The sequence below is a fragment of the Companilactobacillus miaonis genome (assembly GCF_036913615.1).
Lineage (GTDB): Bacteria > Bacillota > Bacilli > Lactobacillales > Lactobacillaceae > Companilactobacillus.
Genome location: NZ_JAYKTX010000010.1, coordinates 82,257 through 109,045 on the forward strand (window position 1 = coordinate 82,257; position 26,789 = coordinate 109,045).

Annotated in this window: 18 protein-coding genes; 7 read left to right on the plus strand and 11 right to left on the minus strand. The window is 35.6% G+C overall.

Annotation, left to right across the window (positions count from 1 at the left end; all coding sequences use genetic code 11):
* Positions 1-12 precede the first annotated feature (12 nt).
* Both U8521_RS09675 and U8521_RS09680 read right to left on the minus strand, forming a co-directional pair.
* Entirely contained in the window at positions 13-9,090 is a 9,078-nt protein-coding gene (locus U8521_RS09675; protein WP_334352581.1) for an RHS repeat domain-containing protein, read from the minus strand.
* A gap of 206 nt (positions 9,091-9,296) precedes the next feature.
* The gene (locus U8521_RS09680; protein WP_334352582.1) at positions 9,297-9,836 is read right to left on the minus strand and encodes a dihydrofolate reductase family protein; all 540 of its coding nucleotides are present in this window, start codon (positions 9,834-9,836) and stop codon (positions 9,297-9,299) included.
* Positions 9,837-10,162: 326 nt separating this feature from the next.
* Here U8521_RS09680 and celB point away from each other — a divergent pair, with 326 nt between their 5' ends.
* Positions 10,163-11,512 carry a PTS cellobiose transporter subunit IIC gene (celB, locus tag U8521_RS09685; protein WP_334352583.1) on the plus strand — a complete coding sequence of 450 codons (1,350 nt, stop codon included), beginning with the start codon at positions 10,163-10,165 and terminating at the stop codon, positions 11,510-11,512.
* A gap of 48 nt (positions 11,513-11,560) precedes the next feature.
* Here celB and U8521_RS09690 read toward each other — a convergent pair whose 3' ends face one another.
* Positions 11,561-12,301: a sulfite exporter TauE/SafE family protein gene (locus U8521_RS09690; protein WP_334352584.1), complete on the minus strand. Its 741-nt coding sequence runs from the start codon at positions 12,299-12,301 to the stop codon at positions 11,561-11,563.
* Positions 12,302-12,400: 99 nt separating this feature from the next.
* On the opposite strand from U8521_RS09690, the gene U8521_RS09695 reads away from it, so the two are divergent.
* Entirely contained in the window at positions 12,401-13,273 is an 873-nt protein-coding gene (locus tag U8521_RS09695) for an AraC family transcriptional regulator (protein ID WP_334352585.1), read from the plus strand.
* Between the two features lie 131 nt (positions 13,274-13,404).
* Here U8521_RS09695 and U8521_RS09700 read toward each other — a convergent pair whose 3' ends face one another.
* Positions 13,405-14,634 (minus strand): DUF389 domain-containing protein, encoded by a 1,230-nt coding sequence (locus U8521_RS09700; RefSeq protein WP_334352586.1) that lies wholly within the window; start codon positions 14,632-14,634, stop codon positions 13,405-13,407.
* Between the two features lie 115 nt (positions 14,635-14,749).
* Here U8521_RS09700 and U8521_RS09705 point away from each other — a divergent pair, with 115 nt between their 5' ends.
* Genes U8521_RS09705 through U8521_RS09720 form a run of 4 tightly spaced genes read left to right on the plus strand, consistent with a single transcriptional unit; the run spans position 14,750 to position 16,758 of the window.
* The gene (locus U8521_RS09705; RefSeq protein ID WP_334352587.1) at positions 14,750-15,085 is read left to right on the plus strand and encodes a PadR family transcriptional regulator; all 336 of its coding nucleotides are present in this window, start codon (positions 14,750-14,752) and stop codon (positions 15,083-15,085) included.
* Complete coding sequence (locus tag U8521_RS09710) at positions 15,078-15,935, plus strand: DUF1129 domain-containing protein (protein ID WP_334352588.1); 858 nt, start codon at positions 15,078-15,080, stop codon at positions 15,933-15,935. The genes U8521_RS09705 and U8521_RS09710 overlap by 8 nt, the downstream gene beginning before the upstream one ends.
* Positions 15,922-16,305, plus strand: coding sequence for a helix-turn-helix domain-containing protein (locus U8521_RS09715; RefSeq protein ID WP_334352589.1), 384 nt, complete (start codon positions 15,922-15,924; stop codon positions 16,303-16,305). The genes U8521_RS09710 and U8521_RS09715 overlap by 14 nt, the downstream gene beginning before the upstream one ends.
* 6 nt (positions 16,306-16,311) lie before the next feature.
* Positions 16,312-16,758 (plus strand): Rgg family transcriptional regulator, encoded by a 447-nt coding sequence (locus tag U8521_RS09720; RefSeq protein ID WP_334352590.1) that lies wholly within the window; start codon positions 16,312-16,314, stop codon positions 16,756-16,758.
* A gap of 142 nt (positions 16,759-16,900) precedes the next feature.
* Here U8521_RS09720 and U8521_RS09725 read toward each other — a convergent pair whose 3' ends face one another.
* From U8521_RS09725 to U8521_RS09740, 4 genes are all read right to left on the minus strand, one after another.
* A complete protein-coding gene (locus U8521_RS09725; RefSeq protein WP_334352591.1) occupies positions 16,901-18,457 on the minus strand; it encodes an ATP-binding cassette domain-containing protein in 1,557 nt (518 codons plus the stop codon).
* A gap of 558 nt (positions 18,458-19,015) precedes the next feature.
* Positions 19,016-19,237 carry a hypothetical protein gene (locus U8521_RS09730; protein WP_135373671.1) on the minus strand — a complete coding sequence of 74 codons (222 nt, stop codon included), beginning with the start codon at positions 19,235-19,237 and terminating at the stop codon, positions 19,016-19,018.
* A gap of 16 nt (positions 19,238-19,253) precedes the next feature.
* Positions 19,254-21,020, minus strand: coding sequence for a glycoside hydrolase family 35 protein (locus U8521_RS09735; protein WP_334352602.1), 1,767 nt, complete (start codon positions 21,018-21,020; stop codon positions 19,254-19,256).
* A 9-nt stretch (positions 21,021-21,029) separates the two neighbouring features.
* The gene (locus tag U8521_RS09740) at positions 21,030-22,373 is read right to left on the minus strand and encodes a PTS sugar transporter subunit IIC (RefSeq protein WP_334333557.1); all 1,344 of its coding nucleotides are present in this window, start codon (positions 22,371-22,373) and stop codon (positions 21,030-21,032) included.
* A gap of 231 nt (positions 22,374-22,604) precedes the next feature.
* On the opposite strand from U8521_RS09740, the gene U8521_RS09745 reads away from it, so the two are divergent.
* Complete coding sequence (locus U8521_RS09745) at positions 22,605-23,804, plus strand: ROK family transcriptional regulator (RefSeq protein WP_334352592.1); 1,200 nt, start codon at positions 22,605-22,607, stop codon at positions 23,802-23,804.
* Positions 23,805-23,890: 86 nt separating this feature from the next.
* Here U8521_RS09745 and U8521_RS09750 read toward each other — a convergent pair whose 3' ends face one another.
* The 3 genes from U8521_RS09750 to U8521_RS09760 all read right to left on the minus strand — a co-directional run bounded on the left by U8521_RS09750 (position 23,891) and on the right by U8521_RS09760 (position 26,675).
* Entirely contained in the window at positions 23,891-24,883 is a 993-nt protein-coding gene (locus U8521_RS09750) for a CAP domain-containing protein (protein ID WP_334352593.1), read from the minus strand.
* Positions 24,884-25,015: 132 nt separating this feature from the next.
* Positions 25,016-25,993, minus strand: a complete 978-nt coding sequence (locus U8521_RS09755) for an SIR2 family NAD-dependent protein deacylase (protein ID WP_334352594.1) — start codon at positions 25,991-25,993, stop codon at positions 25,016-25,018.
* Between the two features lies 1 nt (position 25,994).
* Complete coding sequence (locus U8521_RS09760; protein ID WP_334352595.1) at positions 25,995-26,675, minus strand: SIR2 family NAD-dependent protein deacylase; 681 nt, start codon at positions 26,673-26,675, stop codon at positions 25,995-25,997.
* Positions 26,676-26,789: the final 114 nt, after the last annotated feature.

The following is a 26,789-nucleotide window of genomic DNA, read 5'->3' on the forward strand; positions in this document are numbered from 1 at the left end:
CTATTCCACTCTCTAATACCATGCGTAAGTATTGAAATGAACCCCCTTAACTAATTTGATCCATTCGTCATTACCGACATGATAATAAGTATCACCGTTTGAATCTTCAACACGATAATCAGTTCTCCAAGATGTTTCTTGAGCTAAGGAATAATCGTCAATCAGTTCATCTTCTTTAGAATACAAGCGATAAACCGTACTTGTGCGATCTAGATTAATAATTCCCTTAACGCCAACGGCATTCTTGAAGACACCTGTCTCAACTGGTTCTTCAAAAAAGACAGCATTCGAATCGACCCATTCACCAGTAGCGACACGATATTGTTTGATACCAGCGCGGTTAGTTCTGACTTGATCAGTCTTCCATGACGTATCTTGGACCAATTGACGACCTTTGATCAATTCGTTGTCTTGATTATCCAAGTCATATGTCGTTTGATCGGTCTTAGTTGTAATAATGCCATCAATATTCGCATATGTCCAAGCATCGTCAACAGCCACTTGATTTTGACCAAAGATAACATCGTTCGCATCGACCCATTCGCCAGTAGCAACACGATATTGTTGAACACCAGCTTTATTAGTCCGATATTGATCAGTCTTCCATGACGTATCCTTCTTCAAATTACGACTAGAAATAACATCATTGGCTTGATCATTTAATTGATATTGTCTTTGATTTGTCTTAGTCGTTACGATTCCCGAAACATCAGTGTAAATCCAATCATCATCTTGATTGGTTTGTGGATATCCTAGATAAACATCATTTGCGTCAATCCATTCACCAGTAGCAACACGATATTGTTTGACACCGGATTCGTTAGTCCGAATTTGATCGTACTTCCAAGAAGTATTTTCAGCCAAATTCCGGTTAGTGATTCGATCATTATTTTGATTGTTCAAACCGTACATTTGACGATCTGTCTTGGTCGTAACAACACCAGAGTTATCGGTATAAGCCCAAGTGTCACCTGTACCAGTTGATGAACCTGTTCCACTCGTTGAACCGCTGTTACCAGAATTTCCTCCAGTACCAGTACTGCCACCAGTATTACCACCGGTCGAACCTCCAGTTGAGGAAGCTTCTTTGACGGTGACTGCACGGATGAAGGTTACCGTATTGTTATCTGGATCAACTGAAACATTTTCACCACTAAATGTATAAGCATTAGTTCCGTTATCAACTAATTTAACTGTCACTCTTTGATAATAAGTGCCGGCTTTAGTAAATCTACCATCACTGTCGATGTTTGTGGTCTTATTTGTAGCTGCTTTATCAGTATAAAAGTCAGTTCCAAATTTGACGCCATTATTAGCAATAATTGAACCATTATCACGGTCTACTACTGAAATATCCGAAGCGTTATGCAAAACTGCATCATTGGCCAGGACATTTTGGTCAATTGTAACGCCATTGACATGTGTGATGGCTGAATAGTTACTTGCTATAATCTTTTGTACAAAGGTTACACTGTTATCACTCTCGTTATAAGTTCCACCAATCTGTGCAAAATCATTGGCATCATAGGCACCGGACGTTAGATAGAACTTAACTGTACGATAATAAGTATTTGCCTTGTTGATCTTAGCGCCACTAGCATCATTAGTTTCACCAGTTAAATCACTATTGAGGAAGTACTTACTACCAAGTGAAACACCATAAGTTCCCCTAGTCTTATCAACTAGAGATTGACCATAGACATCTTTCAACATGTAGTTCTTGGTGTTTATCAAGGCAGGATTCTCACCAGCCAAATCAACTCGAACATCCAAATCATTGACTGAAGCATTGACACTAGCCTCATTTTTATCCACATGTACCTTTTGAACGTAAGTTACTGTACCATCATTATTCACATGTGCATTACCATCCGCAAAACTATCTGCGTCCAAAGCTACACTAGGTGTGAAAGTAATTAGACGATAGTAATCCCCTGACTTGGTGAATTTACCATTAACAACTGCTTTACTCAAATCACTGCCTTGGGCCAAAGCAGATTCAGCCGAATCATAATAACTGTCACCCACTGCGACTTTACTGTCGATAACCCCACTAGCAGCTTTCAAAACATAACCACTAGTTTGAGTTAACTTCACATCTTTTGTTGAAGTACCGGCATTAATAGTTAAATCGTTAACTGTAACATCAGCTCTATCTGATCTAACACTGATAGCTTGAATATATGAAATTGTATGTTTATCAGTATCGATTCGAGCATCGCCACTGAAATTATTATCAGCTAAAACTTGTGGATCGACATTAAAAATCACGGCCCGGTAATAAGTCTTGGCTTTAGTAAATTTGCCATTAACAATATCACTAGTAGGTTTAGCCCCAACTGCAAAGACTGAATCATCGTCATCAAAGATATCCCCGAAACTGATATTAGCGGTAATTTGTTTACCTGAGTCATCAGTCAAATTGTTGCCAGTCTTATCAAGTCCATCCACACTATCTCCAACATTTGCTGTAACCAATTTAATATCAGCATCAACTGAGCCAGTTGCACCAACGTTGATCAATTGGGCATAACAGAGGTTACCCTTTGCGTCCGTCCAATAATTTGAATCATGTAGCACATAATCACTCTTAAAGTTTGGATCAGTCGGTTTAAAACTAATTACTCGATAATAAGTTCCCTTCTTGAAGTTGCCACTGACTATCGCATCTGCCAAGATACTTGCGTTATTCTTAGCATCATCGACATTACGATAAAACCTAGAGTTATCAGGAGTTCCAGTAGCCAACACTTTAGTACCATCGGTTAAAGTGCCACTTGAGGCTCCTACTGCTGAATCTCTAACTGGTGTTCCAGCTTTAATGTTTAATGGATCAACCTTGAAAGTTGCTGTCTCATTAGCACTAACTACTACAGCTTGAACATAAGAAACAGTCTTACTATCCTTATCGATTTTAGCATTAGTGCCAAATTCATTACTGTTTATTGCATCATCAGTATCTAAATGGAAGGTAATTTCACGATAATATGTATCAGCTTTTGTAAAGTTACCACCTGTAAAGGTTGGCTTAACATTATCATCAAAGACATCCCCAGAATTACTGTAATAATCAGAACCAAAGGTAATCTTTGCAGAAATTGGAATCCCACTTTGAGTAAATAGTTCATTACCAGCTGTGTCCTTAAGATCAGTACTATCACCGACCTTAGCACTGGCAGCCGTGATATTAGCTTTAACTACTGGATTATCACTAACATTGATTTCTTGAGCATAGATAACTTTATTATTAGAAATCAGCTTTGCATTATCTTCATTTAAAAGATATCCCTTGCTTAAGTCCTTTGAAGATTCAAAAGTAATCAAACGATAGTAATGACCTTGATTGAAGGTACCACTACTTACAGCGTCCGTTGCCAAATCATCTGCATTAGTACTTTGATTTAACGCCGCATTAATTGAATTATAGTAAGTAGTTCCAACCTCAGAAATATCGCCAATATCGCCATCTTCAGTAGCTTCTAACGTTCCATTAACCTTAGCAACATCACTTTCAGAGGTGCCGCTTGTAATATACAAAGGATCAACATGAACTATAACGCCTTGAGTATCCTCTGCTTCAACATAAATTGGTTGAATAAACGAAACTTCATTTTCCTCTGCATTTACATAATCAGCATTGTCGAAATTATAATTAGCAAAATCAGCATTGGTCAATTCAAATGTTACGGCACGATAATACAATTTGGCTTTTTTAAAACTTTCTCCATTAGCTACATCTGGCTTTACATTATCATCAAAAACATCTTTATTATTTACATAATAACCATGACCATAAGAAACTGCCACCGGTTTAATGATATTCCCAGTACTATCACGTAATTCAACTTGACCAGATTTGATATTACTTTGTCCAACCTTAGTCTCACCAGATGAAATATATGCCTTAACTTCTTTTTTAGCAGAATGAACATTCATGGGTTGAACATATACGGCAAATCCTTTGTCAGGAAATACTTTGACATTGTCTTCTTGTACGGTGTAATTCTTAGAAAAGTTGCTGTCAATCTTAAAGTAAACCAAACGATAATAATTACCCGCTTTGAAATAACCATTACTTGAATAATCGGTTTCGTCTGAGTCATCCCCATTAACACCATTTAGCGCACCTTTAAGGGTCTTATAGTATGTAGTGCCAATTTTGTCGAACTCAGCACCTGTTAATGTGTAATTTTGATTATCCTTTACTTTGTGATTATTAACTTTTGTTTTATCATCAATATCCAATGGTCCTACTGAAGCAGTCACTGTGATTGGTTCAACAGGCTCGATAATGATTTGTTGAGCAAATGTTACCTTATTACCATCAATTACATAATCTTCTCCGGGTTTGCCATTGAAGATATATTGATCAGCTGGTTCATCTAAAGTATAAGTAATTCTACGATAACGTATTCCAGCTGTTAAATTATCTTCTGATCCAGTAGAATCATTTTCTATTGCATTTTTAGCTGTAGTAAATAATTTATTCCCTGTTGTAACATGATCTTTCATAGGCCCCTCATCATTTATAGTTAAGTTAGCCGTGTCTGATCCAATATCTTCTACCTTCTCACCAACTTTTCCTGAAACTGTAGCAACTTTTACAACCGATTTAACATTGATTTGTTGGACAAATGTTAGTTTCGTTCCATCTTTAATTGGTGTAAAGCCATTTATAACATCTTTAAAATCATAATTGGATGCAGCATCGCCTAAATTAATCGTTATTCTGCGATAGTATTTATCCTTGGTAAATTCACCAGTATCACTTGAAACTTTCCCTTCATAAGCATCATTAGCAGTCGCATAAATCTTCGAATCTGCCGATATACCATCTTTAACAATCAATGTATCATTTGTCTTATTATCATTCAATTCAATTCCGTCAGTATTTCCTATGATTGAATCAAAGCTTGTTCCATAGGCCACATCAAGATCAGGAATTATTGCTGTTGTAGAATTTGCTGTTGTAGTTACTGATTGAACATAAGTAATATAGTCAGCATTTCTTACAGAACCAACGCCATTTACAAAATCATCAAAGGCATAATTCTTAGCCGCGTCATTTAGCTTGAAAGTAACTGTACGATAGTAAGTTTGTCCTGGTGTCATAAAGGTACTGCCGACATCAACCACATCAGTTTTACCATCATCATTCAAAGCACTTTTAGCATTTGTGTAATAAGTTGTACCAAAGGTAATTCTATCTTTATCAGAATTATCAACTAATAATGATTTATCACTGTCACTATCAACCAAATCATCACCATTTGTATCTGTTATATCTGTTGATGAGCCAACATTTACTATTAAGTTATCTACTTTAGCAACAGCTTTGCCGGAAAGGATATTCACCTTTTGAAGAAGAGTAACCTTATTTCCATCTACCTTATATGAATCCTTCGATAACTTAGAGAAATCAAAGTCATCTATATCACCATTTAATGTGAATGTTACCGTTCTATAAAAACTACCAGATTTAATGAAACTTTGTGTATCTTTATCTACTACATCATCAGTTTCTGCGTTTCCATTGAGAATATTTGAAACTGTGTTATTCGTATTAGAAATATCATAATAATTATCACCATATGAAATGTCGCTTACAACTGAATTATCATAGGCAGTTAATGTAGGTTTATTTAATTTAGAATCACTAACCAGGGATTCTCTACTTACATTTGGACTACCGATTACAGGAACCACGGCATATCTAACTTGAACCGGTTGAACCATGGTTACAGTTTTATCTGAATCAATCCTATAGTCAGTACCTTGAACACCATCAAACGTATAATCACTCGTTGAACCTGTTTTTAAGGTGAATGTAATTGTCCGATAATACGTACCTGGGGCTGTAAATTCTGAGTTTGACGAACTTCCATCATCACTCAAAACTTCTTCCTTATTAGAATAATACTTATCACCGACTGTTGTCAGATCATCATTAATGATAGATGAACCATTTGCCTCTATAGTACTTTCACCTTTATTTATTGAACCGACAGAATCGCCTACGTGAGCAGATACCGTATCTATATTTTCAACAAAGCCGTCAGTTACGTTAATCTTTTGAATATAAAAAACATACGTTTTATCATCCATAGGCAAAATATATGCTTTTTCACCATTTATAGTGCTATCAAACTCATAATTTGAAATTTCATTATTACTTAAAGTAAATCCAATTATACGATAATATGTACCTTTTTCGGAAAATGATGAAATTTCTTGTTGGTCAATATTTGCAAGTCCACTAGTATCACCACTGAAAAATGCCATTGCTCCAGCAGCCGTTTTAAAATAAAGAGTTGGCATCTGAGGATCTAACATAGGAGCAACAAGACCAACATCAACTTTCAAAGGTTCTTTAGTATTACTATCCACAAAATTAATCCCAGAAAAATCATCATCAATTGTCGTTGTAGGTACATTTTCGCCAATAGTAATATCTGGAACAGTTGCTGTTATTGGATTAGCCACTATGACCTTTTGATAGTATCCTACACTAGTCCCATCACTGCTTATCATTGCGGCAACACCATTTACTTCTGGGAATTTATAATCATCTGCATTTATCTTTCCATTGAACTTAATACGAATTTGACGATAATATACCCCTACAGGGGTCGATTCAGAGAGTTCAAAGGAATTACTATTATTTTTTGCATCATCTATATTTTTATAAAGCTCATCAATTGGCCAATAACTTGAATACATGTTTGGTTTTATATCAGCTGTTAATGATGGTTCAGGGCTATTTATTATTGTTGAACCAACTGCCACTGTCGCATCGGGAACATTTACTGTAACATTTCCAAAATTTTTAACAGTAAATGGTTGTACAAATGTAACACTATTATCCTTACTATCAGTTGAAAGTTTATTTGCACCAGTAAAATCTAAAGTATCTACATTTTCCGTTAAATAATAAGTTATCGTACGATAATAAGTTCCTAATGCAGATAAACCCATGACCGGTGTACTTAAGTTGATATCTGAATAATAGGTTTTCCCAAATTCAATCCTTTTTTCACCTTGATCATCAATATCAATTATTGATGTTTCTTCATTACCACTACCAATTTTCAAAGTATCATTGGTCGTATTATTCAATGCAGCAATTATTTTATCAGAACCAGAATTTTTATATATAGTTGGGGCATCATAACTAACAGTTGCTGTTACAGTCGGTACAGGAGCTATATGAACTTTTTGAATATAAGTAACGGTATTGTTTCCTTCACCATCTTTTCCCACTTTATAAGAACTAGTATCCGTTCCAAACGTATTAGTATCCACTGCACCATCAATTAGATAGAAAGTAATTGTTCTTAAGTAATCACCCGATTTAATGAAGTTGCCATTTGTATCTACAACATCAGTTGTTGTTCCTTCATTATTAATAACTTCTTTATTAAGCGCATTAGAATACGCTGAATCAGAATTGTACAAATCTGGATCGTATTTGTAATAACTCGTACCAAAACTTACGCCACTATATTGCCCCTTAGTTGTATCAACCAAAGAACCATCTATATTCATTAAAGTATTGTTATTGGCAGTATTATCAGTATTTTCTCCTGTATTTGAATTTATAGAATCTCCAACTTTAGGATTGACTGAATTTATATTTGGTGTAGCTGAATCTTTAACATCAATTTCTTGCACAAAAGTAATAGTATTACCGCTATGAGCATAAGCATCTGACGAAATATTGTAATCACTAGCATTTCCACTATCTAGCGTGAAAACCACTCTACGATAATATGTTCGAGCTTTTTTAAAAGTACCATCTTTGATCTCATTCGTCGTTGCTTGATGCTGTGTTTCTTTATCTGTATAAAGTACTCCATCTGTTGATGATGTACTAGAGACATCATTACTACCATTTATAAGCTTCCCTAACCCTGTACTTGGAAGATCACTAGTTTTACTATTCACCGATGCCTGAACTGGATTTATATTTGCATTCAAATTACCAATTACCTTGAAAGAACGTACAACCGTTATATACCCAGAATTTTTGTTTAAAATAAAATTATTACTTTTTGTTGGCTTTGTTCCATTTATAAACGTTTCATAGTTATCTATTACACCATTGGTTTTTGGATCTTTTTCACCTGATAGCATATATTGAATTGCTTGATCTTTATTACCGCTTAATTTATAAGAAACTGTTTGCCAATAAGTACCTGGAGTTTCAATCTTACCATTATCCAATTTAGAACCACCAGTTGCCAATGTAGATTCTGGATCAAAATCATCTGATTCAGCATAATTTTGAGCATCTTTTTCACTAGAGAAAACACTTTTACCAAAATGAGGAGCTGACATAGATGTCGTATCTCCACCATTTTGTGAATAGTTATCAGTTACTGATAAAGAATTCGTACCTACTTCATTCAAAATTGAATCAGTTAATGTCGTACCAGAGCTCACAATAATATCTGAGTTATCCTTTTTTATGTCAAATCTACTCAAATAAATATTAAACGAAAAAGTAGTTAAACTAGGATCAATATCCCTTAGAAGTGAATCAGACTTAGCAGTTACATGTACTGTAGCCCTTATAGGAAATTCATTATTATTTAAGTTATTCGCATAATCTTTTAATTTATCACCCGTTGAGGAATCAATATCTCCTGAAACCGCATCACTAAATGTAATATATCCCAATAATTCATCATTAAATAAAACCTGGCTATTTGTATTTTCAAATATATCATCGTTAAAATCACCATTTTGACCTTCAATAGGATTAAGTTTAATTTTCTTCAAATCTTGATCGCTCTGAATGTCATGTATAGATTGTGGGTGTCCTGGATTGAAATAATAAAATTTATCAGCCGAATAACCAGATAAAGTGTTTAATATCAGTTTTATACTATTATATCCAGCAACATAAATATCTCCGAATTGGCTCTTAAATCTTGTCAAAGCAGTTTTAACATCATAATTAGGATCATTAGTTACACTATCAGCTTGAACTATTTGTACTGGCTCTATCATAGGAATAACCACAGGCGCACCGGCGGCGAGTAAGGCCACGGCGACTGCACTGCCTATATATTTAACGTTTTTCTTCATAGCTAAAAACCCCTCTCCGGACTTTTAAAACACAACGTTAATCCCTTACATCAATTACCTTGATTTTAGCACTTTCAAAAAAATATTTTTATATATTTTTAGGTTAATTTTTATTTAAAAAAAGAAATATTACTTTAGAACATATAAAAAATAGAGATATTGAATTTAATCAATATCTCTATTTTTTATAGTATTTATTTATCTACCTATCTTATATATTCTAAATACACAATTTCGTCTATTTTTTTTACAGAATCTAGTGTTAATTCTTTGGGTGACACACGTTCGGAAAACAATGGGATTCCCTTTCCCAAGACGATCGGCACAATTCCGATATGATAGATGTCGATTAAATCGGCGTTGACTAATGGAGCGATGACGTTGCTGCCGCCGATGACCCAAATATCACCTCGTGATGATTTTGACTTCAAATCTTTTACCAATTGGGCAACGTCGCCGTTGATGAAGTGAATATTATCTTCGTCGGGCAAGGGATGTGTCGTCATCACATAATTTTCATAGTCGGCATACGGATAAGTGTCGGGGGAAAGCTCATTTACGACTTGATTGTAAGTGTGTCTTCCCATCACCACCGTGTTGACTCGTTTGGAAAGTTTGGCATACTCTCGATCAACTGCGTTCCCTGATGCAAATTTATCATTCCATAAAAAATTGATTTTCCCTTTTTCATTGGCGATATAACCGTCCAAAGTTTGCGTAATAAAAAGGATAACTTTACGTGCCATACGACCAGCCCCCGATACATTTTCTATAATTATATAACCATCACAATAAAAATAGTAAACAAATGTATGGGTTCCTATACAAAAAGTATTTATAGATTGATTGGTAGAAACCAAAATTCTTATATGGAAACTTTGGGGATATTTCCTCAAATAAATAAAATGAGGTATACCACTTTTTGTGTGACACAGATTCGAATGAGTCTTGACATCTTGATTTGATAGGTGTATGAGCTTGAAAGCGGTTTAAATTTATTTAAATAATTGGTTTACTTTTGGAAACGGTTGCACTATTATAATCACTGTATTCTTTTGAAGGAGGGATATATATGGCAAATGAGGAGTCAGGTACCTTCAAAGATAAGATGATCAACGTTGCCGGTAAGTTTGCTGGTTCTAGATTCGTTAGAGCTATCATGGATGCTGGTTACAGTGTTATCCCATTCTCAATTATTGGTGCCATTTTCTTAATTTTAACTGTTTTACCACAAGCATTCCCAATTCCCGGGTTTGCAGCATTATATGCAAATAGTTTAGGTCGTTTTACGAACTTATTCCAAGTTATCTATAACGCCACAATGGGTATTTTAGCCCTAATCTTTGCGGGACAATTTACATTCTCTTACACAAAGATTTATGAACAAGAAGAAAAGTTGAATTTAGTTCCTATCAACGCATTGTTCATGTTCTTGATGGCATTCTTTATCACTGTTCCACAATTGATCTGGAAGAGTGGTACTATTCAATTTCAACAATCACTAAAGCCTGATAACATTATCGGTGCTGGTATTGCTGTATCAACTTCAGGTATTACTAGAATTGCCTCAGTTGGTATCTTTACTGGTTTAGTTGTTGGTTGGATCACAGTGCAAGTTTATCGCTTCACTGTAAAACATAATTGGCAAATTAAGATGCCAGCTTCAGTTCCAGCTGGTGTTTCTAACTCATTCAGTTCATTGATTCCTGGACTATGCGTGGCTGTCGTAGTCGGTGCAATCAATTTAGTTCTAGTTTTCGCCGGAACTGATTTATTCAAATTACTATTTGTCCCATTCTCATTTATTAGTGATATTACTAATACTTGGTGGGGATTCCTAATCATCATCTTCTTGATCCACTTCCTATGGTGGTTCGGTGTTCATGGTTCAACAATCATGAGTTCATTCTACACACCAATCGTTTTGGCAAATATGGCTGCCAATGTTAAAGGTGCCAACAACTTCTTTGCTGGTGACCCATTGAACGGATTCGTTATCATTGGTGGTGCTGGTGCTACACTAGGTGTTGCCATTTGGTTAGCAACTTGTGCCAAATCAGTTCAATTGAAGGAAATTGGTAAAGTTGAAGTTGTTCCTGCTATCTTCAACATTAATGAACCTATTCTCTTCGGTCTACCTATTGTTTATAACGTTGACTTGATGATTCCATTTATCGCTGCACCATTAGCATCAGGACTAGTTAGTTACTTCGCTATTTCTACGAAGTTAGTTCCTAAGATCATTACACAACAACCATGGCCTACACCAGTTGGTTTGAGTGGATTTATCGGAACAGCTAGTTGGAAAGGTGCCGTTCTTTCAATCGTTTGTGCTATCGTCGCATTCCTTGTTTGGTATCCATTTATCAAACGTTACGACAGAAGATTGCTCAAACAAGAACAAGAAAATGCTGCCGCATAATAGCTTAAAAAAAACTTCCATTACAATAATGGGAGTTTTTTTATACCCTTAATAGGATTGAATAAAGAAATAAATTGCCTGCATAAAAGCTAATATAGCAATGATCCATCGTAATTTAACAACTGATATATGACGTAATAGCTTAGGACCCAAAAATCCGCCTATCAACATCCCCATTGCTAAAAAAATACCTTGTAGCCAATAAACTTGTGATCTGAAGATAAAAATAATGAAGGCAACAACATTAGCTATCCCACAAATGACGTTTTTAATCGCATTATTAACTAAAAAATTTTCATTGGTTAAATATTGTAATGCAGCTAAAAGAATGACCCCATTAGCACCACCAAAATATCCTGTGTAACATCCCATCATGAACATGATGACAATAATCAAAGATTTAGGAACTACTTTCGTCGAGCATTTTTTCTTGTTTCCAATTAAAAAAAGGATTCCGGATAAAACTAAAAAAATGGGAACTACTTTTTCAAATACCTTCGAAGGAAAAGCCAATAATAAATACGTACCAAATACTGCCCCAACTGTGGCGCTCATAGCGTAGAAAATTGCTTGCTTCCAATGTCCCTTTAATTCCTTAGTCGATGAAGAAATTGCCCCCATATAATCAAAGATCAGCGCTCCATGATTAGTTATGTTAGCAAAAATTGGTGGAACTCCACTGATCAATAAAATCGGATAAGAAACTATTGAAGCCCCGCCTGCAACTGAAGAAATCACGCCACCGATAATTCCACCTAAAAAAACTAAAATTAAAATAAAATTGAACATAATAAATTCCTTTCTTTCTATTATCATATTCAATCGTTCAATGTTATAGTGACATTAAAAGACCAAAAAATATCACAATATCTTCAAGGTGATTACCTAATGACTGAAAAAATCATCAATTCTGTTAATTTATATCAAAAAAATCCTTTTCCTTATTTAGTTTTGAATGTCAAAGGGATAGCCGCTTTCCCACATAATCCTGGCTTTCGAAACTGGCATTGGCATGAAGATCTACAATTCATTTTTATTTCCAAGGGTCCCATTATCTTCTCCACATTGGAAAATAAAAACATCATTTTAAATTCAAGCGAAGGACTATTTTTAAATAAAAACCAAATTCACCTCATTGAACCCACTACCCAATCCAATTACCATAGTTTCATTTTCCCCGAAGAATTCTTGGATTTTTATCTAAATAGTCCCGCAAATATAACAGTCAATAAACTGATCAATAATCAAAATTTTAATTTTGTTCATTTATTGCCCAGTAACCCTTGGCAAAGAAGAATCTTGGAATTATTAAAACAACTAATCACTCTTGAGGATAAGAAATCCGATTTATATCCCTACCAAGTTCTAGTAAATCTACACAATATTTGGCTGTTAATGCAAGAAAACATCGATTTACCAACTGATACTCCTAGTAACAACCTAACTAAAGAACGAATATACATTTTTTTAAATTACATACATCACCACTTTGCAGAAAAGATAACGATTACTACCATCGCTAGTAGTGCCCACGTCAGCAAATCTGAATGCTTACGTTGCTTTCATTCAGCACTCAATGTCACTCCATATGAATACTTACTTAATTATCAGCTTCAAAAATCAATCATGCTTTTACAAAATTCAGACTTCAATATTACTGATATTGCGAATAAAGTTGGATTCAATCAACCGAGTCATTTCATTGCCATTTTTAAAAAAAGAATCGGTAAAACACCTAAACAATTTCGTGATCTACAATAATGAACTGTAACTTTCGATTCTTTATTGGTACAATAAAATTGATACATCAAACAAAGGGTAACTATTCTCGGTTATTCTGTATCCAAAAAGGCACTAGGTGTGGTCACCTAGTGCTCTTTTTGTGTCTTCATTTATTCTTTTGTAAAATGAATCGATGGATTGATGTCTAACTTGTCAGCCGCATTCTCAACGTATTTCTTAACTTTATCTTGATTCTCTTTAGTATCGTCTTTTAGTTGAACTAAGATGATAGCTTTTTTAGTCTTACTCTTCGAAGCCATTTGACCAACGTAAACTTTTTCAACCTCATCTGGATATTTCTTCAATAATTGTTGTTTCAATTTCAAAAGATTCTTATCCGAATTATCTGTTGTCGCTGTTTGAGTGGTCTTAGTCTTCTCTTGATCGACATATTTCTTAAAGGCATCAACACTCAAGTAATTTCCTTTGGATAATTGCTGAATCTGTAACTTATAATCACCTAACTGGTAGTTTTTTAATTTCTTATCTAAATTAGTGATTTCTGAATCGCTAAATTGGCTACCAATGACAGCCAATTCAATTTTATTATTATTAATTTCTTTATTAACGACATAAACGCCAGGTAATTCATTAGTAATAAAACTCGTTAATTGCGTATCATGATAAGTCTGTTTAACCAACGTTGAAGCCGACACCAAACTTGGTATCGTGATTACTATGGCGGCAGCGAAGATTAAAATCTGATTTTTCAAAGGCATTGACGAAGATTTCTTCGTCTTAAAGTTGAAAATCAAGGTGCAGATCATCGTGGCTAGGGCGATAAAGAAGGTATTGATCAAGAACAAGTAGCCGGCGCTGAAAACAATCGACCAGTTCATTTGACTGACACCATAACCGACGGTTGAAAGTGGTGGTATCAATGCAGTCGCAATCGCTACTCCAGGTAGGATATTGCCGGGGTCTTTCTTGGCTGAACCGATAATGCCGGCGACACCTCCGAAGAAAGCCACTAACACATCCCAAATGGCTGGTTGGGTCCGAGCGATTATTTGCTCACTAGCATCTTTGATTGGTGACAAAGCAAAGTAGATCGTCGCCGCAATTAGCGCAACTACCAATTCGATCACGTACAAGGTGGCAGCTTTACGAATCAATTTAGTATCACGAATCCCGAAGCCATACCCCATTCCGATGATTGGATCCATAATCGGCGAGATCAACATGGCTCCAATGATGACCGCGACTGAATTCATATTCAAACCGACGCTGGCAATCAAGGTTGCACAAAACAAAACGGCAAAATTGACCCAGCTTAATCCGAGTCCTTGTCGAACGTGTCGGTCAATAATGTCTGATTTTAATAATTCCTCATTATCCATTATTTCTTCCCCACAATTTTTATTTCAAAACTATTCTACCAAAGATTTCACTATTATGCTTTACATACTAGTTGGACCCTAGTAGTATGTATTACATAATAGTGAGGTCAAAAAAATGAATAATTCCCAATTACTCAAAGGAGTACTCGAAGGTTGCGTAATGATCGTCGTCTCCAAAGAAGAAGTTTACGGCTACGAATTAGTCCAAAAGCTAAATAAGCTCGGTTTTACCGATGTGATCGGCGGAACCGTTTATCCGTTACTTCAAAAATTGGAAAAACGCGGCGACTTGACCAGCCAGCAAAAGCCTTCATCCGAAGGTCCCATGCGCAAGTATTATTCACTGACAAAACAAGGTCAAAAACAGTTACACGAATTTGTCAGTCAGTGGCAGGCACTAGAATCAGTCGTCAACAAAATTATTTCTCAAAAAGGTGGACAAGATGAGTAAATCAGACGAAACACAACAACTAATTGCAAATAACAACGTCTTACGAAAAGACTTGAATCCCGAAAATGCCAAGTATTACGATGACCTACTCGTTTACGTACGGACAGCTGGTATTTTGTACGACGATTACGAAGTAGAAAGCCGGCTTTTCGAAATTTTGCAAGACATCCTCGACGCACAAAAGGATGGTTCCACTGCTAAAGAGTATTTTGGCCAGCACCCTAACGAAGTCGCCGATCAATTGATCAGTAACTTTCCGAAAATAACTCCCAAAAAACAATTAAAATTTTATGGAATCATCTTCGGCATCAGTGCCATTTGGACTTTGATCCTCCAGATGAACAGTCAAAACCGGCAATTAAATTTAGCACCCTTTTTGTTAAACGGAATCTTCTTACTCTTCCTAATTTGGGGCATTCTTTGGTTTATTCATCAAAGCGTCTATCCCAAACTAATTCAAAATAAGAAATTAGGTTTACTATCAACTTGGATCGTCTCGATATTTTCAATTGTAATTTTTACCGGCATTCAATTTTTCAAACCCGAAGTTCTCAACCTCACCCTAACTGACGGTTTAGTCGTTACCATCAATGCACTAGTCATCATCGCCGCTCTCATCACCATGTTCGTCATCAAAAAAACTTGGCGGCCAATCGTAATTGCCTCTGAACCAATCATCTGGGTCATTGCCCTTTCCAATATTTTTAAGCTATACGCACCCACGAACATGAACAAACCAATCCTAATTTGGACCGCTGTATTAGCTCTGATTAGTATTACTTGGTTCTTCGTTTGGTTTTGGCGAGATGGTCACAAAGAAAGTAGTGAAAAAGTAAATGAAAAAGATTAGAATAGGTAGCTTTTTAAATAAGGAAAGAACTGACTTGAATTTAACACAGTCAGCTTTTGTTAAGAACATATTATCAGTATCGCAATATTCACGCGTTGAGAATGGTGAACAAGATTTAAAATCCGAGGACTTAATTGCCATTCTGATAGCCAACAAAATTAATATCGAGGATTTCTTCACTAAAGTATTAGAAAACAAAAGTACTCCGGTCTCTGAAATGGAATTAAAAAAAGTGATTTCAGAAAAACTGGCACAGGCTTTTTATGATCACAATCTCAGTCAAGCAAAAAAAATCGAAAAGCAAATTTCAAAATTAACCGACAATCGTTTACTATATTTAAAAGTCACAATAATAATTGCCATTCTATAGAACAATATGGAAAACCTTTCGACGAAATTTAAACAAGATTTATCAAACGAATTAAATAAAAGTGAAGATTGGGCAAATGATGAAGTTTTTCTACAATTATTTGGCAGTTCAATGCTTATCTTTAGTTTAGACAGATTGAACGTTTACATGAAGAAAATAATCTCTGTGTACGAAAATACTATTGATAAACATTCTTTTGTTGCACAGCGTCGAATTGCTGGTATCTGTATAAATTATTTAAATAGATCTTATAAAGAAAACGATTATACATATTTGAACGAGACTTTACAATTAATAAAAGCCTTATCAGAAAATCCCGATCTCCTAATGTATAAAATTTTGGGATTATACTTTGATAGTTTATTTAAGAAAGATAAGAGTTTGCAAGAGAGTATACTTTCCATGCTGACTCAAGCCGGTTACGGTGATTTTATACAAAATTTGCCAAAATAACTTATTAATGAGTGAAACAAAAAAACTGATAAATCACCTTTCGGGCATTAAAGCAAATAGCACTTCAAATTGTTCTTCAAATTTGAAGTGCTATTTATTTTAATTAAAGAAGGCTACGTTATGTTCCAATTTTTTTTATGGATTAACTTAAATCAATAACTGAATTATAGTTATTCAATTCATCTATACTGTAATGATGATTAACTTCCATAAATGTCAACTTGGATTCAAATAAATATCTATGAATATCTTGTGAAGTCTTTTTATCGAGCGATGCATTTATTTCATCGAGTAATAAAATTGGACGTTCAGCTAAAATAGCTCTTGCTAAACCTATCCTAGATAATTGTCCCCCTGAAAGCTGATCAGCATTGTTTCCTAATTGATAATTAAACCCTTTCTCTTCAATTAAAGACGTCAAATCTAAGCTTTTACACAAATCTATCACTTTGTTTTTATCAACTCTTGCTCCTAACGTTAAATTAAACCAAAGTGTATCTGGAAAAATAACAGTTTTCTGATTAGCGCAAGAAAACAAATTGGTAAATGATCCTGGATCAACTTTTGACTGATTTAAAAAAACATCTTGAGCCTTACCATAAGTTCCATACAATAAGAAATTCAATAAAGTTGACTTTCCTGACCCTGATGGCCCTACGATTGCAATTTTTTGGCCTTTTTTAACTAATAAATCAATTTCATTAGCTAATTTCTTTCCCTGACGAGACAAGGAAATATCATGTATTTGTAATTCATCAAAATTTGTTACTGTAGAATCATCCCGTGAATTTATTTCATGTACAAAACCATCTATTTTTTTAACAATATCTTTTGTGGTGGATAAATTATTACGTTCGTTCAAAATTTGCAAAATTGGATTCGTAAATGAGTTAGATAGCTGTACAATCGCAAACAATGCTCCTAAACTCGTCTTTCCATTAATTACCAGAATAATTCCGATAGAAAAGGGTAATAAAAATGTCCCGACGATTGCAATAACATTGAGAAAAGCATCTGTATTACTTTTTAGCAAGTTCATACGAGCAAGCTTTTCTTCCAAAGTATTTATTGATCGACTATTCTGTCTAACCGCATTTCCTTGTTTATGATACAAGTTGAAGGTTTCTGTTCCAGCTAATGTATACTTGGTCTGATTAACATAGTTATCGTTTGCCTTAGACCATTCATTAGATGATTTTTGAATTGGTTTTTGAAAAAAATTCGATACAACAGAAGGCAATATTGATCCTACTAAAAATACTAATGTCAGTGACCAATTTAGATAGAATGCGTATAACAATGCCAGTATAACTGTATAAGTATTGATCAGAATTTGTATTTCTGCTTCATAACGATTTGTTTCCAAAAGTTTAAAATCATTAGTTAAAAATCCTAAATCCGAACTATTTTCTTTACTTCGCGTCAGCATTCCTTTTAATACTTTACTTCTTAATGTTATATTTGTTTGCTTAATAGCATCTGCTTTTAAGTAGTTAAAGGATAAGTTGGAAACTAATACCAATAACAGTGCTACTAATATTTGAAATAAGAAACTTGGTATAGCATTAAATTCCTTATTTGTCGCCATATTAGTAAGATTTCCGACAATATAGGCCATAATAATATTCTCAGCGCTATAAACTAAGCCAAAAACATTCAACCAAAAATATTTAAAATGCGAAAAATTCTTATAAATCATTTATTTCACCTGAATTCACTAGTATTTTTTATTTCAATCAAGTTCTACTCTCCCACAAATATTTAAATTATATGCCAAAAAATTAATATGTTTGGAAATTTGCAAATATACAACTTTTTTATTTTGTACTAAGAACACAAGGTAAATAATCAAAAATTCAATATTTGTCCCAAAATCTACAAAGACTGTTTTTTTTCAATAAAATAGTTTAAAATAATTAGATATTAATTAGAATTAAATTAAAATAGAAAGAAGGGGGGCCACACTTGATTATCGTCGTAAGAACTAGTTCCACCACTAAATCACTCCTAATTTTTAAACAGAACCCCCATTATAAAAGTAAATAGAATCATCTCTTTTGCTTATTTGCTTATTACGAGAATTCAATTCTTGATTTACAGAAATAAATCCATAATATTAACTTTTGATTAAAAAAGAACAAGCATATTAAATCATCATATGAATTTTGGTTTCCCATTTAGTACATTCAAGTGCGTCTAAACGACAAACAAAAAGACAGGACATGTAATTCATCCTGTCTTTTTGTTCTACTTAATCCTATTCAAAGCCCGCTTGGAAGGATAACATACTTCCCCAGACTTCGGCTTTTACAGCTGCCTTAGCTGTCTTGGCGGCGGCATCTAAATCTGTTGCGTTGGTTTTAAATCTTAATTTCAAACCCTTCTTATCAACAAAATCAAATGTCAATCCATCTTGATCATAATTATTTAGCAATTCAATAATTTTATCTTGTTGTGCAGGTACGTTTAAAAAAATCATTTTTCTTCTCCATCTATTACATTTTATCGATAATCGCGTGGTCACTAAATCTTAATTCTTCAATTGGAACATTTTCAGTTTCAAAAACAATAATCTCATTGTCTTTCTTTAATATCCCACCAGGAACATAAAGCGTATGGATTGGACCTTTAGACCAGAAACGTCCGATATTAATTCCGTTCACTACCACGCAGCCTTTGCCATATTTTGAACAATCGATGTAAGTACTATGAATATCCTCTAATTTCATCGTAAATCGATTAAAAGTTGGTTGCGTCGATTTTGGTGAGGCTTGATATGACAATTTTTCTAGTGTTTCATCAAATGGTATCAAGTATTGTTGCCAACCAACTTGGAATTGGTGATCGACCATCACGCCACCTTTGATACCTTTTTTCTGGGTAGGTGCCGTCAACTTGTATCCATAATTAACGCGGCTTTGATTCTCAACTAAAATATCTAATTGAATCTGAGAATCTTTACCATTGATAGTAACTTCGTCGCCAATTGTCTCAGCAGTTTGGGTTGTTAAATATTTTTTATCAGCGTACAAACTAACTCGATCATTAGCATCGATAACTTTCAGTTTTTCGTCGTGACCAAAATTCTTAGTTTCAGTCCGATACAAAACATAACCATAATAATGATGCAATTTCTCAAATGACTTAGGGTAAGAACTTTTGACAACTTCAAATTTTTCAGCATTATCTAACAAACCGGCACATCCCGTGCTTAGTTGTGTTGGATAGGAGTTAATTTTAGGAAAAATGGGGATATGTTGTTGGACATCAGGGAAGTTTTGTTTCAACATATTTTGCATTGCAAAAAATTTCTCAGTTGGTTCTCCCGCCTCATTCAAAATTGCATCGTAATCATAACTGGTAACTTGTGGCAAATCCTTGTTCTTTCGAGCAGAACAGCCATTCATAAAACCAAAATTCGTCCCCCCGCGAAACATGTATAGATTAATACTGCCTCGTTGTAATAAATTCGAAACGTCTTCAACCATTTCAGAAGCATCTCGTCGAACTACTTTTTCACCCCAGCGATTAAACCAACCATCCCAATACTCCATGCACATTAATGGCCACTTCTTATTGTGTTGTTGGTGAAATTTTTCTAAAGCATCAAAGTTTTCGATCGAGTGTGATCCAAAATTACCTGTCACAAAAATATCTTTATCGATCAGCGTTCCGGCAGTGAGGGCTTCAATCCAAGTTCCATCAGAAGTGAAAAGTGGGACGTCAACTCCCAAGCTTCTCATCATTTTGACGATTTCAGTTAAATACGTTTTATCTTCGCTATAGGAGCCGTATTCATTTTCAATTTGCATCATCAAAACCGAACCATTGTGTGTAATTTGGTGTGATACTAAGCGCGGCATTAACGCTTGGTAATAATTTTGGACCTTCTTTAAAAACTCTGGATCACTGGAACGCAATTGCAGATCATAATTTAATAACCAGGCTGGTAGCCCGCCAAATTCCCATTCGGCACAGATGAACGGAGTGGGCCTAAGTAAAACATACAATCCGAGATCTTCAGCAATTCCTAAGAACTTTTCCAGATCATATCGGCCACTAAAATCAAACTTACCTTCATCGGGTTCATGCACATTCCAGGGAATATACGTTTCAACTGTATTGAAGCCCATTGCCTTTAAGTTAAATAATGTGTCGTGCCACTGGGTAGGATCAAGTCGGAAATAATGCACTGCTCCTGACAAGATTTTTAATGGCCGATCGTTTAATCTGAATTGATCTTTAATCTCGAATTTCATAATTACCCTCTCTTATTCAACTACGTCTTGCTTGTCTGCCATCTTAACGAATGGAAGATAAATAAATGTAGCTAAAGCTAAATTGACAAGTGATAAAATAATAGAGCGCCAGTCAAAAGCTGTAGCAAAGAATCCGTATAGAACTGGTGGCATAACCCAAGTGATATTTTGAGTAACTGGTTTTACTAAACCTAGATATGTTGCTCCATAAGCGACTCCAGACAATACAGCTGGGCAGAGCAAGAATGGAATAAATAGTAAAGGATTCAAAACAGTTGGTAGACCATACATAACTGGTTCACCGATATTGAATAGTACTGGGGCTAGACCAAGTTTAGCAACTTCACGGTAATGACTGTTGTGTGATTGCCAGAAAATGGCGATGAGCAAACCTAGCGTTGCGTACCAAACAAAGGCACTGTAGGAAACACTTGTCCAAAGGTAAGGAATTGCTTCATGGTGTTGATAGGCGTCAAGGTTAGCTAGTAAGGCAACTCCGAAGACCCCTTCCATGATAGGTGCCATAACGTTTCCACCGTGGATTCCGAAGAACCAGAACAATTGGGTCAAAACAGCGATGGCAATCACGGCAAAGATATTTTGTGACATACCGAGTAATGGCATTTGCAATACTTTATAGATCCAGTCTAGTAGTGACTGACCAGTTACATTGTTGAAAACAGTAATGAAGATTCCGACTACATATAGTGAAATGAAAGCTGGAATGATTGATAGAAACGGTGTAGCGATGGCAGGTGGTACTGAGTCAGGCAATTTGATGGTCCAATTTTTGTTCATGATCTTTGAGAAAATAATTGCTGACAAGAAACCGATTAAAATAGCTGTAAAATAACCATTAGAACTAATATCTGAACCTGGAATCAAACCAGAAATCGTAACTTCCATTTGATGTCCATGGATTGAGATTCCTTCAGCACCTTTAAGAGCGCCGGCTAGATCACCTTTTACTTTTGAAATGTCAAAAGTTGAGCTGACTGAGTTACCGATTGAAATGATGAACGCACTGAATGCTACGATACCACTTGATAATCTGTCAGTGTTATAAATTTTAGCAACATTGACCCCTAGGGAGAAAATGAAGATTAGCGAAACAACGGAAACTGTGCCTCGAAAAATTAAACTGTTGATTCCAGCCAACCATGCCATGTTGGTAACAATCGCATCCCAACCGAATTGAGTTGGAATATCGACTAAAAAGGCATTAATTAAAAGCGCAATTGATCCTGTCATAACAGCAGGCATAGTACCAATGAACGAATCACGAAGTGCAACTAAGAACTTCTGATTACCAATTTTTGTCGCAATCGGCAACAGATGGTTCTGCAAACTATCCATAAACTTATTATTCACAGTTAAAACCCCTCTACTTCCATTTGATTATTTTTAATAATTTAAATATCGAAGTAAGCGTTTACATGTATGCTTTTAAATTATTTATTTCTGTTAACAATCATAGAATATATTCTTAAAAGTAATTTGTCAACGCTATTTTTAGTGTTTTTAACAGTTTTTGTTTATTTTTAATAATTAATTGTTATAATAATTCTTGATAAGGAGAAATTAAATATGAAAGTTAGCAAAAGAAGAACTGAACAACGCTATCAAATTCTTGATTTAATTTACACAACGGGTTCAATCTCCCGAGTAGATATTTCTCGCCAAACCGGTATCACCGCCGCCATTACTAGTGACATCGTTAATGAGTTAATCAAGCAAGGCGCTGTCAAAGAAGTTGGCGAAACAACTCCCACGACCGCTGGTTCCGGACGAAAAAGAATTTTGTTAGCTCCCTGTGGCAAACAAGCTTATTATGTCGGCAGCGAATTGTCAGAAAAATTTTTCAGCTTTTGTTTGATCGACAATCTTGGCCAAGTTATCAAGAAAAAAGCGATAAATTTTGAAATTAACACTAGTAACGCCATCACGATGGAAAATTATCAACAAAATTTGACGGAATTTTTAAATGATTGTTCGAAATACGACCCTAAGGCGATTGGTATCTCGATTCCCGGACATTTTGATAGCAAAACCAAACGCATATCTAGCAACAACCAACTTTGGACGGATCTTGATTGGAGCAAGCTTTTAGAGCAATCAGAAATTCCCATTTACTTGGAAAATAACGTTCACACAATGGGCAGTGCTGAGCGATTACTTACTCACAATCTCAGCAACAAGAACTATCTCTTCTTCCACGTCAGCCGGGGCATGTTTGCTTCCTACGTCTACCAAGGTGAAGTTTACGGAGCAAATGATTTTCTAGTTGGTGAGATTGGCCACATGATTGTCAATCCCGATGGAGAATTTTGTGAATGTGGTCGTCGTGGTTGCTTGCAGACATATGCCAGCGAAACCTGGATGATCAAAAAAGCCAAGATCTTATATCGTAATAACGCTACAACCTACTTGCACCAACTGGTTCCTGATGCGGATTCAATCTCAATCGAGGCGTTATTAAAAGCTTTCAAGATGGGCGACGATGGTGTGATTTCTATTTTGACTAATGCGATGAAATATTTGGCCATTGCGCTAAACAATCTTTCTGTCATGATTGTTTCGGATAAAATTATCTTGCACGGACAAATTTTCGAACTTCCACCATTGAAGACTATTCTGAGCCGCTTTTTGGTTCAAAATCAATTCGTCATCAATGGTGTTGATCCTCAGCCAATCCAAGTGAAGGCTTACGACCAATTTGACGGTGCCATAGCTGGAGCAATGATGGCTGTTCAACATAATTATTTTGGTAAGAATGTTGAAATATAGTGATAATGCTCCTTGAATGTAAAAAAACTGAAGCCACTGGGATTTTTCCCAATGACTTCAGTTTTTTTAGTCTGTATTAAAATTCATTAACCCATGAAATCTTCAGCAACGTAATATCTGTCACCTGAACGGTAAACTCCGACTGTATTTACATCGGGTGATAGGACATTTGTATAGTGACTTGGAGCAAAGTTTTCCGCTCTGAAACTGTTCATGATATCAGCGGCAATTTCATTTGCGGGACGTTTGTATCTGTAGGCGATGTTCTCTTCTTCGGTACCCCATCCGTCTGGGAAGGCTGAGAAGCACATTGAGCCATTTGGTCTTTGATGATCGAATTTCACGGAAATTTCTTTGGCACGAATGTTGGCGGTGTTTGTCAAAGCGGCGGTTTGTGACAATGGAGCGACCCCTTTGGCAGCACGTTCGTCGTTGATTGATTTGAGTACGGCGGCGGCTACACTGGCTGTATCTGGATTTGAGTTCGAAGTTTGATTATTAGTTGGTTTTTGTGGATTGGCGACAACCTTTCCTTTTGATGAGAAGGTGCTAAAAGCCGTGTTAGAATTTACCGTCTCAACAGCTTTATTGACTGTCATATTTTTAGCGCTGATCCATTGATTAGAAGCAACTTCGTAATAAACTGCGCCCGTTGTATCTTTGATAGCACGATCAACTTTCCAAGTCGAACCATTTGGTAGATTTCTAGCAGCTGGAATTTCACCCTTTGTCATCGTGTAGTAAATTGGCGCACTCCCATTGACGATAGTACCGATAGCCTGACTATTACCATCGTTTAAAGTCGAATCTGACGCCTGCAAATATTCGTTGGTAGCAACTTGGTAAAAAGTTTCGCCATTAATTTTCACAATTTTACCAACACGCCAAGGTGTATTAGGTGCCAAAGCCCGATTAGTGATCAAGTAGCCTTGTGAAGTATACAGTCTAGCTGTCACGCCAGGCTTTACAGTCGCTACGGTTGCAGCCTTTGCTGTCGTTGAATTCAGTGACAAGACCCCTGTTGTTGCCATTGTTAGAGCAGCAATCAGTGTCGCCGATTTTTTCAAAGAAATTTTCATAAACACACTCCCTCTAAACAAATATTTTTATATTTCCAAAGTGATTATACTTCTTTCCTTACTTAAGGAATCAGAATTTTGGAAACAATTTAAGATTAATTTGAAAGAATGTGAAATACTAAAAATCTTCTTTTACTTTTCGAGAATTTGACGAACATCACTCAAAGCCTTAGCGATGTCACCCTTAATAGCTTGACCTTTGTCCTCAATTTCCTCTGGCAAAAATTGGTAATCACGATTGATCATCACGTCGTACGAACCTTCTAAACTTCCAGTTAAACCCCAGAATGGTTCTTGAATAAACATTGGTGTCATTCGACCAACACCTAGTTCGATCAATAATAAGTGGTCGTCATGGAGATGCTTTAAAACGTCATCAGAAATTTTTTGATATTCTTGATGATAACGAGTTCCTTCTAGAAAGTTGCCATAACCACGCACCCAAGGGAAAGCCTCAGCACCACAGTTAGGACATCTAGGAATCATATCGGTTGGCACTTTAGTATCATCCCCCATAGCTTTGACCATCTCTTCAACTGGTTTTACCGCATCCCAAACTTCATCACTACAACGTTGTGAACATTGAAAGAATCGATGATCACCTTGAATTTGAGCCACTTTTTCTTCAGGAAAAGCTTTAATCGCTTGCGTATCTTGATTAGTCGTCAAAATAAAGTAATCCTTGTCTTTCAAAATAGCTTGCAAGTTACGATAAGGTTGTCTAATTTCCGCATGTTGAGTCGTGTAAAGAAAAGTTGCTAAATAACCCCAATACTCTTCTCGAGTTGGCCAAGGATATTGCATCCCAGAAAAAGCTCCACTAAGGTTATATTTTTCAGCAAATTTACCGAAGTATTTTTTAAAAGAATCATTGTTCTCATAGTAAAAGTCACCACCACCGGCAGCTGATAAACCAGAAGCTCCACCAACGATAATGTGATCAGCTTGCTTGATTTTATCGGCCAAAATTTGAATCTGCTCATCGTATGGCAAAGCTGGTTTATCCGTCAATTTCACCGGTGTGCTACCACTAGCGTAAACATTAAAGAAGTTAGAATAATTAGTCTGCGTCTTCATAACTAATTTCTCGTAAAAAGTTAAATCGTCCATTTTAAAAATCCTCCAATAATTCCGTCAAAGTTGTTTTAATATCACCTGGCAAAGCTAAAGAGTTCGCTTGAATATTTGGAGCAATATTGATTTCCTTAGCCAAATTCAAAGTTAGAAATTGCCAATCATATTTTGCCACGGACTCCATCAATGGAGCTTTGATCATTTGATTTCTGGCCCCGATACCTAATTCCAGCTGTAAAACTTTCTTATCTTTATTAGTTTGAACAAACTCCAAGAAGTTTTTTTCCTGAGCTTGCCATTGAGATGTCTTCATCTCCAGACCCTCAAAATTGCCTTCAATTTCCCAAAGCTTATCCTTATCAAAACCGTTTAATTGAAAGTGTGAATCGACATTTGAAGTTACCACAAAATAATTTTTCCCCCGCAACAAGTGCTTCAAATTTTGAAAAACAGCTGTAGGTTGGTAATCACTCACTAAATACTTATGCACTTGACGCATAAACTCTTGGTGGTCGGGAGTTGGCAATTGTGCCATCACGCCCTGCAATAAACTGTTGATGCCGTATAATACACGAAAATGCTCGAAATATTTCTCAAAATTCTCATCGTCAGCGAAAATGTTGTAACCTTCAGCAATCGAAAGCCCATTACTGGCACTAATGAGGATTGCATCACTGTTATGAATCATCGCTTGAGCTTGCTTGATCTCTGTTTTCATTAGAACTCCTTTTTAATTTTTGTCGTCATGGTGTACAATTATGTACACAGTGTATTGAATATCTTTTAAAATACCGGATAACGAAACCAAAATTAAGTACACATTTTCAAAAAT